Below are 11,868 nucleotides of genomic sequence, written 5' to 3'. Positions count from 1 at the left end.
GTCGCGAAAACTGGACGCTGCCGGAGAACCCGCGTCTGCACGGCACGCTGGGCAAGTACGCCAAGCTGGTCCGCTCAGCCGCAGTCGGAGCCGTCACCACCGACTGAATCCGCTAGGTAGTGCCGAACGACCCGCTGAGTGTGCGGATCTGATTTGGTTTGCGAGGCAGACGAAAGGCGGGGCCTGCTGCAGTGCAGGCCCCGCCTTTCTGTGTGCTGGGAGGCAGCCTCCGCCTCGTCCGCCGTTGTGGGCAAGTGCCGGGGCCACCAACGGATCCGTAGGTATCCCCGGCATCTGCTTGTGTCAGCGATTGTGACCCGGGCCGTCAGTCCTCATCCGGGATGTCGGCGGCGTCGCGGCGGTCGCGCTTGGACAGGAACGCGGGGCGCAGCACCAGGAGGAGCACTGCGGTCAGCCCTACGCCTGCGGCAAGTCCTATGAGCAGCGTCTGGGCAGTTCCCGCGCGGTCCTCCGAGGCGGTCTGCGCGACATCTGCCGTGGTCGGTCCCACGACCTCAACGAACGGGCCGCCGGTGAACAGTGCCCACATGGCGCCGAACACCATGGCGGCAACGATTGCGAGTCCGATGAGGCTGGGCACGATCTTCTGCGTGCGCGTCGCCCGAGCGTACGGGTCTCCGTAGGGGACGCCGTGTGCCTTCATGTAGGCGATGACGGCCACCGCGGGGACGCCGGTCGCGAACAGTGCGACCACTGCCCAGAACACCAGACCGCACAGCGCTAGCAGCGCTGCCAGGGCGATGCCCGCGTAGATACCCATGTGCGCGGCGAACGTGTTGGCCCTCAGGTAGATGTCGCGCTGGCGCTCGTCGCCCATGCCGGTGAGGCCGAAGACTGCGTCGATGTTCTTAGTGGGAGATGGGGCTGCCGAGGCGCCGCCCGCCTCCCGCTGGAAATTCTGCGAGGTAGTCATGACATACCTTCTTTCAGTCTTCGTCGGGAATGTCGGCAGGGTCGGGTTTCTGGGTCTTGGTTCGACGCACAGAGATGATTGCCCAGACGATCGGGATGAGCGCGACAATACCGCCTCCGATCAACCCACGGGAGAGGGGTGCGGTATGGCCGTTGCTCATATTGTCGGCAAGGCCCTGCGAAACATCGGTCACGGGGATGACGGGCTGTCCGGTGGTCAGGTGGAACGCAATTCCGAACAGCAGTGCGGCAACCATGAGGCCCATAATCACGTGAGGCCATACCAGCTGTCCCATGGTGCCCCTGGACAGCAGTTTGTCGACATCAACACCGTGACGTCCAGCGTAGAAGTAGATGGCAAACGACGGAATCGACGAAAGGACCAGCAGGACGGCGGCCCAGACTCCGTTGCCGGTCAGTGCGAGTCCGGCGGCAACGGCGGTTGCCGTGTAGACGCTGACGACCGCGCCGAACGACGTTGCCTGCAGCAGAATGCGTGCTTCGCGTTCATCGCCCATCGTCGCGGAGTTGTAGCCCATCATCCGGTCAATACGAGGTGTCGGGGAGTTCGTCATGAGTTGTCCTCCTGTGCGGTGGGAAAAAGATTTTCGACTGTGCTGTTCAGCAGCTGTGCGATTGACAGTGCTAGGTAGACGCTGGGGTTGTAGTCGCCGCGTTCAATCGAAATGATCGTCTGCCGCGACACACCCGCCTTTGCAGCCAGCTGAGCCTGTGTGAGTTCGGCAAGCAGTCTGGCGCTTTTCACTTTCGGCTTGGGGTGTGTGCTCATTTGTCCTCATGTCTAGTTTGTTTGACACAAGGTTAAGGAAACTAGACATAGCATGTCAAGCAAGCCTGACATAAAGGCAAGAATCTTTGACATTGAGGGTCTATGCAAGCGTCCCGAACCACAGCGGAAGACCAGTGACGCGCGCCCGGACCTGGCACCTCGTCAGCCCAAGCGGGAGCTCTACAGGAGTGAGTCTTTCCAAGCAGCGTGAAGATGAGCGAAGCGTCCCTCGCCGGCAATGAGCTCGGCGGGAGTGCCGTCTTCGACAATCCGGCCGGCATCCATGACAAGAACACGGTCGGCGATTTCGACCGTCGACAGGCGGTGGGCAATGATGACCGCTGTCCGGCCGGCGAGGATCGTCTCCAGTGCCTGCTGGACCAGCTTCTCTGATGGCACATCCAGGTGAGCCGTGGCCTCGTCAAGAACGAGCACTGCAGGGTCGGCCAAGAACACGCGCGCGAAGCTCACCAGCTGACGCTGCCCGGAGCTCAAACGCCCGCCGCGTTTGCGTACATCCGTGTCATAGTCATCCGGCAGGCTCTCAATGAATTCGTCCACACCGACGGCGCGTGCGGCCGCGCGGACTTCGTCATCAGACGCATCGGGGCGGCCGATCCGAATATTGTCGGCAATCGTTCCGCCGAACAGGAACGATTCCTGCGTGACCATGACAACGGCTTTGCGCAGATCAGCATCCACAATGTCCCGCAGGTCAACTCCATCGAGTCTCACCGCACCTTCCAGCGGATCGTAGAAGCGGGTCAGCAGCTTCACCAGCGTTGACTTGCCAGCACCCGTCGCGCCCACGAGTGCGACCGTCTGCCCGGCCGGCAGGCGCAGATCAAAGCGGGGGAGCACATCCTGTCCGTCCCCGTACGCAAAGCGGACGCCATCGAAGACAACCTGGCCGTCGGCCTCGACAGTCTGGGGAGAGGCAGGATCAGTAATGGTGGGTTCGACCTCGAGAACAGCCGTGATCTTCTCCAGGGCGGCCTGCGCCGACTGGTACATGTTGAATGTCTGCACGAGCTCATCAAGTGGGGCGTAGAAGCGGCGCACATAGAGGACGAACGCGGCGAGCACACCCACTTGCGTGTGCCCGCTGATCACAAGCCACGCGCCCAGGAGGATGATCGCGAACTGCGAAAGGTTGCCGATCAGCCTGGTCAGCCCGGCAAAAGTTGCCACTCCTCGCAGAGCGTCGGTGTTCGCCTTGCGGTAATCGTCATCGTGGGCAGACAGACTGGATTTGCGCTGCGGCTGCCGGCGGAAAGTCTGCACGGCGCGGATGCCGCCCATGGACTCCGTGAAGTCGATGATGACCTTGGCAATCGACGTGCGCGTCCGCCGGTAGGCCGCGCGCTGTGAGCGCTGAGCCGCACGGGTGACGAAGTACAGCGGGATGAAGCCGGCGAAGGTGACCAAGGCCAGCGGGATGTCGAGGAAGATGAGAATCGCTGCGATGACCGCCATCTGCACGACCCCAGAAATCGCTGAGATGAGCGAATAGCCGAGGAACTCCTGCACCGACTCCATGTCCGATGACTGCCGGGACACCAGCCGGCCTGAGCTCTGCTTTTCGTGATAGGCGATGTCGAGTTTCTGCACGTGGTCGAACAGGCGACCGCGCAGAGTCACCATGATCTTCTGGCTGACGATCCCAATGCCTCGGGTAGCTGCCCAGGAGGCAGACGCACCAAGAACCACAAACGTCGCGAACAGGCCCACATTAGTCCACAGGGGGCCGAAATCGCCGTTCGTCGCGGCGGGCAGACCGTGGTCGAGGGCGCGGGCAATGAACACCGGGCCGAGCGTGCCGGCCGTGGCGAAGAACAGGACCAGCAGGGTCAGCACGATGAGGATCCCGCGGTAGGGCCGGACCAGCTGCAGGAGGAGCGCGCGAGAGCGTTTGGAAATGCCCTCCGGGAGGGCATCAATGTCCGAGGTGGAGGTCACGGTGTCGCTCATGCCTGCGCCCCCATGAGGTTGCGGTAGGTGGTCGAGTTGGCCGTGAGTTCGCGGTGGGTGCCGGTTTCGACGACCGTGCCGCCGTCCAGCACAGCGACCCTGTCCGCGAGCAGGGCGGTCGACGGGCGGTTGGCCACGACAATCGTCGTGGAGTCCGGCAGCACCTCGGCCAGAGCGCGCTGCACACGGTCTTCCGTGTCGACGTCAACGGCTGAAAGCGGGTCGTCCATCACAAGCACGCGCGGCTTGCCGATGATGGCCCGCGCCAGGGCCACACGCTGGCGCTGACCGCCGGAGAGGCTCAGCCCCTGTTCGCCGACCTGCGTTTCCAGGCCGTCGGGAAGTGCCTGCACAAAGTCCCACGCGGCGGCAATGCGCAGCGCCTGCTCGATTTCGTCCTCACTGGCTCCGGGTGCGCCCATTTCGACGTTCGCCTGGATGGTGTCAGAGAACAGAATGGGGTCTTCAAAGGCGAACGACACCAGGCCCCGCAGGGCGTTGAGCGGGATGTCGCGGATGTCCCGGCCGTCAATCGTGATGGCACCGGAGGTGACATCGTGAAGGCGCGGGATGAGTGAGACAACCGTCGACTTACCCGATCCCGTGGGCCCCACGAGCGCCAGAGTTTCACCGGGTTCAACGGTGAGGTTCACATCGTGCAGCAGCGGGCGCTCGCCATCGTCGAAGGTGAATCCGACGCGTGTAAACTCCAGTCTTCCCTCAGCGGACGGCACGGCGGCTGCATCGTCGATTCCTCCCGCGGGGTCTTCGATGCCGATGTCTTCATCGAGCACTTCCCAATACCGCTGTGCGGCGGTGATGCTGATGAGGAAGTCGGCCAGCAGGAAGCCGAGCATTTCAATGGGCATCCGCAGAATCCACGTGATTGTCAGCGCAGCAACCACCTGGCCGATGGTCACCCAGCCCTCAAGGACACCCCACGCGCCCAGGCCCAGCATGACGACCTGCGCGGCCGCCGGCAACATCTGCATCGAGGCCCACATCCAGGAATCGAGCTTTGCCAGGCGCACCTCGTAGCCGGCCAGACGGTGGGAGAGTTCAGAAAACCTCTGCGATGCCCACGATGACCGCCCGAAAGAGCGCAGAATCCGAATGCCGAGAATCGACTCTTCGACGCTTGTGGTGATTTCGCCCATCGTGTCCTGAGATGCGCGCGACGTCCGCCGGTACTGGCCCTCCAAAAGAGCGACAGAACCCGTCAAGGGAATGGCCATGCCGATCACAGTGAGCCCGAACAGCGGGTGAATGAGCCACAGCATGACGGTGCCGATGACGATCGTCACTGGAGTGACCAACATGAACGGCCCGCCGAAGGCAAAGAAGCGCCGCAGCTGCGACATGTCCTGCGTGGCACGCGACAGCAGCTGGCCCGAATCCCACGCGTCGTGTCTGCCGACCCGCAGGTACAGAAGGTGGGAGAACAGCCGACCGCGCCACGTGACTTCCCATTCCGAAACCACCCCGGCAACCAGCCGGCGGCGCGCCCACAGGGCAGACGCCTCGGCGATTCCGACCGCCAGAATCGCGGCGGCAGGCCACCACAGGCCGGCGGGGTCGCGGTGGGCGATCGGGCCGTCGATGATGTGGCCGGTGAGCATCGGGGTGGCCAGTGAAATTGCGTTGGCAATGAGCGTGAGCACCATGACCAGGGAGTACACCCATATACGGGCGCGGATGTCTGGCCAGAAACGCAGGAGTGCTCGCATTTGATTCAGCTTATAGGCGCTTCAGCCTGGTGAGAACCTCTGCGTGGGGTGAATGCGGGAACATGTCGACTATTCGGACGATTTCGGCCCTGTAGCCGGGCATGTGCTTAAGGTCCGCTGCCAGGGTGCGCGGGTTGCAACTGGAGTAGATGACGGTTGCAATTCCTGACTTTTCAATCCACTGGCTCATGGGTTTGCCGAGCCCACGCCGGGGCGGATTGACGATGAGCAGATCGGCTGGCTCGCTCTGCTCACGAGCCCACGTGAAGGCGTCTTCCGCTGTGAACTCGACGCGGTCTTCGACTTCCGGATGCTCACTCACGAGGCGCCTGGCGGCTTCCTGGGCGCGCTCGACTGCTTCTGGGTTGAGTTCGGCGGCGTGGATACGGACCTGCGGTGAGGCGAGTGCCGCGTGGAGGGCAAAACCGCCAACACCGCAGTAGAGGTCCCACACGGTGAGGGGAGTGGCGGGGTTCGCTGCTGTTTGGTGCGTGGCGGCGTGTGCTTCTGCGGCGTCGGCAATCCATTGGCGGACCGTCTGGTAGAGCTCGCCGGCAACAGTCGTGTTCGTCTGGAGGAAGGACTGCGGGCCGGGCAGGAGCGTGACATCGCCCTGAGTGACCGGCAGGGAGCGCTCGCCGTGCAGGTGGATTTCTGTTGGGCCTTCGATGATGGCCGTGTGCTCAGGATTGATGTTTGCACTGATGAGCGTGATGCCGGGGAGTGTTTTCAGCAGGCGCGGCAGTTTTTCTTGTAGGCGCGGCAGGGCGCTTTCGGTGCGCAGGACAAAGCGGATAGCCAGCTGGTCGTCATCGCCTTCGGTCACGATGACGTATTTGAGTTCTCCCTTGCGCGCACGAACCCGGTAGGGCGGGATCTGTGCCGCTTTGATGATCGACGGAATCGCCTCCAGAGCGCGGTGGATGACGGGGGAGTAGAGCGGACAGTCTGATAGGTCGATGCCTGCGAAGTCTTCATCGAGAATCCCGAGTGTGGGTTCGTTGACGGTGCCGCCGACGGCCATTTTCGCGGTGTTGCGGAAACCGGAATCCGCGCTGGTAATGGGGTCTGCGAAAACCGCGTCGGGGCTCCTGTCGGCCAGGGCGTGTTCGATGTTTGCGGCAAGTTCGCGTTCAATGCGTGTCAGCCGCTGGTCGGTTGGGACCTCGATAAGCGAGCAGGTCCGGCAGCGGTCGGCAGCGTAGTGGGCGCAGATCATACAGCAATCCTAGGCGCTGTGTCAGACCCTGCTGTTAGTGTTCGAACACCCGGAAGGAAGAGCGCTATGACACACTCGCCGCGGAAAACGGAAGACTCCAAACGCCGCCTGTCCATACTTGTGGCTGCCTTCGGCACGATTGTCGAATGGTTCGACTTCTCGGTGTTCTTCTACGTGTCGGTCAACTTGGCACGCGTGTATTTTCCGGGGCAGGAAAACTCCCTGCTGCTGACTTTGGGAGTTGGCGCGGCAGGCTTCTTCTTCCGACCGCTGGGTGCCATGGTCTTCGGACATTTGGGCGACAGGGTCGGCAGGCGTGCAGCGCTTGTGGTTTCGGCAATTCTCATGGCGGTGGCCATGTTCGGAATCGCCATTACGCCCGGCTACGAACAGATCGGCATATGGGGCGGAATCATCATGATTTCCCTGCGCTGCCTGGCGGGCTTTTCCGTCGGTGCCGAATACACCGGCATCATGGTCTTCCTCATGGAAACTGCCAAGGAGGGCCGTCGTGGTTTGGCCGCCAGCTGGGCGGCTGCGAACTCCGAGGTTGGTGCGCTCTTGGCCGTGGGCTCCGGTGCGCTGCTGGCCAATCTGCTGACCCCAGATCAGATGGACTCCTGGGGCTGGCGCGTGTTGTTCATTATCGGCGGTGTTCTGGCGGCTGTGATGATTCCGCTGCGCAAACACCTCGAGGAAACCGACACCTTCAAGAAGGCCCAGGACAGCGGGGTGAACACAGGCTCACCGCTGCTCGACGTCCTGCGCCGTCACCCTAAGGCCGTCATCGTGGCGTTCCTGGTGTCGTCGGTCGGATCTGTGTCGTACTTCCTCAACATCACCTACGTGCCCACGTTCCTCGAAACCGTTGTCGAAATGGACGGTGCGGGATCGCTGGCGTTCGGCACGATTGCAGGAGTGGCGGCCATCATCGTCACACCGTTGATCGGGCTGGCCTCTGACAAGTTCGGCAGGCGGACCATGTTCGCGGCTCTCAGTGCGGTTCTGGCGCTTACAACAATTCCCGCCTACGCGCTGCTGTCCCACGCCAATCCGACAACCGCCGCCACAGCCGCGGCGTTCCTCGCGGTTCCCGCCGCAGGGTGGTCGGCTGTTGCCGCTGCCGCCATCCCTGAGCAGTTCACTGCCATCGGCCGCTTCTCCGGTATGGCGATTGGCTTCAATACGGCCACTGTCGCCTTCGGGGGACTGTCGCCGATTATTGCCGCCAGCCTGGTCCAGGCCACCGGATGGAACCTTGCTCCGGCCGGCTACGCCACTGCCATCGTGTTGGCCGCCGGGATTCCGGCACTGCTGCTCATGCGCGAACGCGGCCACGCACCCTTGGCGGACATCGATGCGGACCGCGGAGATCCACCTCGTGTCTCAAAAAGTGGACGAACCGTATCCGCAAATTGACATTGCTGACGTGGCCTAGTTCACTAGGTCACATGTTCACCGATGTCATTGTCCTTATTAGCAGGCGCGCGAGGTAATCCCTCCCAGCGTTCGCTTGGACGATCATCGCGCGCCCCTCCAGGATCTGGCAGGGGCTTTTTTTATTGGTGATCGCCAGGGCGCAGACAACACACAGGTACACACAGAGGAGATCACCGTGGCATCAAAGCCCGTGCCGGCGCCATCGCCTTCGCGCCAGGCTCAACAGCCCGCCAAAAGAGGGCGGACTGCCCCCGAGGTCCTGACGGGCGCACAGGCCATCATTCGCAGCCTTGAGCTGATGGGCGTCGACACCGTATTCGGACTGCCGGGCGGAACCATCCTCCCGACCTATGACCCGCTGATGGACGCAGATTCCATCAACCACATCCTCGTCCGCCACGAACAGGGTGCCGGACACGCGGCAACCGGCTACGCGGCCGCTACCGGAAAAGTCGGCGTGTGCATGGCGACCTCCGGTCCTGGTGCCACGAACCTCGTCACCCCGATTGCCGATGCTCACATGGACTCCGTGCCTCTGGTGGCAATCACCGGCCAGCAGTCCTCCAAGATGCTCGGCACCGACGCGTTCCAGGAAGCGGACATCGTGGGCATGACAATGCCCGTCACCAAGCACTCGTTCCTGGTGACCCGCGTTGAAGACATCCCGCAGGCAATCATGTCGGCGTTCCACATCGCCTCGACCGGCCGCCCCGGACCCGTTCTGGTGGACGTGACAAAGGACGCCCAGCAGGCCGAAGCTCCGTTCGTCTGGCCGGAAGCTCCCAGCCTGCCCGGCTACCGTCCCGTCGCCAAGCCGCACAATAAGCAGATCCGCGAAGCCGCGCAGCTGATCGCGCAGGCCAAGAAGCCGGTGTTCTACATCGGCGGCGGTGTCATCCGCTCCGGCGCTTCCGCAGAGCTGCTGCGCTTGGCTGAAGCAACGAAGATTCCGGTGGCCACAACGCTCATGGCCCGCGGCGCGTTCCCGGACTCCCACCCGCAGCACGTGGGTATGCCCGGCATGCACGGCAACGTTTCTGCTGTCGCCGCATTCCAGAAGTCGGACCTGCTCATTGCGATCGGTGCGCGCTTCGATGACCGCGTCACGGGCGACCTCGCGTCATTTGCTCCGTACGCAAAGGTCATCCACGCCGACATCGACCCGGCTGAAATCGGCAAGAACCGTGCGGTCGATGTGCCGATCGTCGGCGATGCCCGCGAAGTGCTGAGCTCGCTGCTGAGTGAGCTGCGCGAATCACACTCGGCAGCACTCGAAGACGAACGCCCCGGATGGTGGGCGAAGCTCAACGGGTGGAAAGAAACGTACCCGCTGGGCTACGAAGCCAACGATGTCGGACTGTGCGATCCGCAGTACGTCATCAAGCGCATCTCTGCGCTGACCGGCCCCGAAGGGGTTTTCGCCGCAGGTGTTGGACAGCACCAGATGTGGGCGAGCCAGTTCGTCAAATACGAACGACCCAATTCGTGGCTCAACTCCGGAGGGCTCGGCACCATGGGCTACTCCGTTCCGGCCGCCATGGGTGCAAAGGTCGGCGAACCCGACCGCACCGTGTGGGCCATCGACGGCGACGGCTGCTTCCAGATGACAAACCAAGAACTGGCCACATGCGTCATCTCGAACATTCCGATCAAGGTGGCGATCATCAACAACTCGTCACTCGGCATGGTCCGCCAGTGGCAGACCCTGTTCTATGACGGCCGCTATTCGCACTCCAACCTCGACACCGGTCACGGTTCGAGGCGGGTGCCGGACTTCGTGAAACTCGCCGAAGCCTACGGCTGTGTGGGCATGCGGGTTGAGCGCAATGAAGACGTCGATGCTGCAATCGCCAAGGCACTGGAAATCAATGACCGTCCCGTGGTCATCGACTTCACGGTCCCGGCTGAGGCAATGGTGTGGCCCATGGTGCCCGCCGGTGTCAGCAACGACCAGATTGAGTACGCGCAGAACCTGCGTCCCGAATTCGAAGAGGAAGAGGAAGAGCTGTGAGCCGTCATACTCTGTCAGTCCTGCTGGAGAACAAGCCCGGCGCGCTCACCCGCCTGACCGGCCTCATCGCACGTCGTGGGTTCAACATCGATTCGCTCGCGGTGGGCACCACCGAGGTCGAGGAGATTTCGCGCCTGACGATGGTCGTTGACGTTGAAGACGTGCCGCTGGAGCAGGTCACTAAACAGCTGAACAAGCTGGTCAACGTCATCAAGGTCGTTGAACTCGAACCGTCGAACTCGGTTGAGCGCGGCCACGTGATCTTCAAGGTGGCGGCCGATTCTGTCACCCGCGGACAGATTGCGGACGCCTGCGAACTGTTCCGCGTGCGCATCATCGATGTCGCACCGGATGCGGTGAGTGTTGAAGCCACTGGCGAAGAGTCCAAGCTGGAGGCACTGCGGGCCGTGCTCGAACCGTTCGGCATCCGCGAAATCGTCCAGTCTGGGCTGCTGGCCATCAGCCGCGGCTCACGGTCGATCTCGGATCGGTCCACCTGGGCGTAACCGGCTGGCCCGAGCCCTCGGGAACACAAGTTCCCGAGCGGTTCCGGGCCGGCATCTCGGCCCCTATCTCACAGTGTGCACGCTCAATTCGCAGTGAGCCGGCACGCTCCTATAATCTCGAAACGACACCCAACATCTGAGACGCACCATTCGGTGGGCGATCTCAAAGGAAGGAAAATCCCATGGCAGCAGAGCGCTACTACGACGACAATGCCGACCTCGGCGTCATCCAGGGCAAGAAAGTCGCCGTCATCGGCTTCGGATCGCAGGGCCACGCACACGCGCTGAGCCTGCGCGACTCCGGCGTTGACGTGCGCATCGGTCTGAAGGAAGGTTCCAAGAGCCGCGACAAGGCCGAAGCAGAAGGCCTCAAGGTCGGCACCCCCGCCGAAGTGTCCGAATGGGCAGACGTCATCGTGATCCTCGCGCCCGACCAGGTGCAGGCAGACATCTACAACGCCGAGATCGCAGACAAGCTCACCGAAGGCAAGACGCTCGTGTTCTCGCACGGCTTCAACATCCGCTTCGACTACATCGAAGCCCCGCAGGGTGTTGACGTCATCATGGTCGCCCCCAAGGGCCCCGGCCACGTTGTGCGCCGCGAATACGTTGACGGCCGCGGCGTTCCGGTTCTCGTCGCCGTTGAGGTCGACGCATCCGGCAAGGCATGGGACACCGTCCTGTCCTACGCAAAGGCCATCGGCGGTCTGCGCGCAGGCGGCATCAAGACCACCTTCACGGAAGAAACCGAAACCGACCTGTTCGGTGAACAGGCCGTTCTCTGCGGTGGTGTTTCCCACCTCGTGCAGGCTGGTTTCGAAGTTCTCACCGAAGCCGGCTACCAGCCCGAAATCGCCTACTTCGAGGTTCTGCACGAACTCAAGCTGATCGTCGACCTCATGGTCGAAGGCGGAATCGCCAAGCAGCGCTGGTCCTGCTCCGACACCGCCGAATACGGCGACTACGTATCCGGCCCGCGCGTCATCACCCCGCAGGTGAAGGAAGACATGAAGGCAGTCCTCGCCGACATCCAGGACGGCACCTTCGCCAAGCGCTTCATGGACGACCAGAAGAACGGTGCGAAGGAATTCAACGAACTGCGCGCCAAGGAAGAACAGCACCCCATCGAAGCCACCGGCCGCGAACTGCGCAAGATGTTCGCTTGGCTGAAGGACACCGAAGACGACTACACCGAAGGCACCGCCGCTCGCTGATCGTCACGTAGCTGACCTTCCACACAGCCGAGGTGGAACTCCTGCAGGAGTTCCACC

At 62.7% G+C, this 11,868-nt stretch carries 10 protein-coding genes; 4 read left to right on the top strand and 6 right to left on the bottom strand.

Features of this window, described 5'->3' with window-relative positions:
• Positions 1-325: 325 nt before the first annotated feature.
• From HMPREF3092_RS04230 to HMPREF3092_RS04205, 6 genes are all read right to left on the bottom strand, one after another.
• On the bottom strand, positions 326-934 hold the full coding sequence (locus HMPREF3092_RS04230; protein WP_061943344.1) for a hypothetical protein: 609 nt from the start codon (positions 932-934) through the stop codon (positions 326-328).
• 13 nt (positions 935-947) lie between these two features.
• Positions 948-1,508, bottom strand: coding sequence for a hypothetical protein (locus HMPREF3092_RS04225; protein ID WP_070423943.1), 561 nt, complete (start codon positions 1,506-1,508; stop codon positions 948-950).
• Positions 1,505-1,723, bottom strand: coding sequence for a helix-turn-helix transcriptional regulator (locus HMPREF3092_RS04220; protein ID WP_062019379.1), 219 nt, complete (start codon positions 1,721-1,723; stop codon positions 1,505-1,507). Before HMPREF3092_RS04220 ends, HMPREF3092_RS04225 begins: the two co-directional genes overlap by 4 nt.
• A gap of 180 nt (positions 1,724-1,903) precedes the next feature.
• On the bottom strand, positions 1,904-3,694 hold the full coding sequence (locus tag HMPREF3092_RS04215; RefSeq protein WP_070423942.1) for an ABC transporter ATP-binding protein: 1,791 nt from the start codon (positions 3,692-3,694) through the stop codon (positions 1,904-1,906).
• Positions 3,691-5,421 carry an ABC transporter ATP-binding protein gene (locus HMPREF3092_RS04210; protein WP_070423941.1) on the bottom strand — a complete coding sequence of 577 codons (1,731 nt, stop codon included), beginning with the start codon at positions 5,419-5,421 and terminating at the stop codon, positions 3,691-3,693. Before HMPREF3092_RS04210 ends, HMPREF3092_RS04215 begins: the two co-directional genes overlap by 4 nt.
• A gap of 10 nt (positions 5,422-5,431) precedes the next feature.
• Complete coding sequence (locus HMPREF3092_RS04205) at positions 5,432-6,640, bottom strand: methyltransferase domain-containing protein (protein ID WP_070423940.1); 1,209 nt, start codon at positions 6,638-6,640, stop codon at positions 5,432-5,434.
• Between the two features lie 66 nt (positions 6,641-6,706).
• Between HMPREF3092_RS04205 and HMPREF3092_RS04200 the strand changes: the two genes are divergently transcribed.
• The 4 genes from HMPREF3092_RS04200 to ilvC all read left to right on the top strand — a co-directional run bounded on the left by HMPREF3092_RS04200 (position 6,707) and on the right by ilvC (position 11,811).
• Entirely contained in the window at positions 6,707-8,059 is a 1,353-nt protein-coding gene (locus HMPREF3092_RS04200; protein WP_070423939.1) for an MFS transporter, read from the top strand.
• A 211-nt stretch (positions 8,060-8,270) separates the two neighbouring features.
• Entirely contained in the window at positions 8,271-10,091 is a 1,821-nt protein-coding gene (locus HMPREF3092_RS04195) for an acetolactate synthase large subunit (protein ID WP_370919360.1), read from the top strand.
• Positions 10,088-10,597, top strand: a complete 510-nt coding sequence (gene ilvN / locus HMPREF3092_RS04190) for an acetolactate synthase small subunit (protein WP_019174764.1) — start codon at positions 10,088-10,090, stop codon at positions 10,595-10,597. Before HMPREF3092_RS04195 ends, ilvN begins: the two co-directional genes overlap by 4 nt.
• A gap of 182 nt (positions 10,598-10,779) precedes the next feature.
• A complete protein-coding gene (gene ilvC, locus HMPREF3092_RS04185) occupies positions 10,780-11,811 on the top strand; it encodes a ketol-acid reductoisomerase (RefSeq protein WP_019174765.1) in 1,032 nt (343 codons plus the stop codon).
• Positions 11,812-11,868: the final 57 nt, after the last annotated feature.

It is taken from the genome of Brevibacterium sp. HMSC24B04 (assembly GCF_001806835.1).
GTDB classification, from domain to species: Bacteria; Actinomycetota; Actinomycetes; order Actinomycetales; family Brevibacteriaceae; genus Brevibacterium; species Brevibacterium ravenspurgense.
This window is presented reverse-complemented; position numbering and strand designations above follow the sequence as displayed.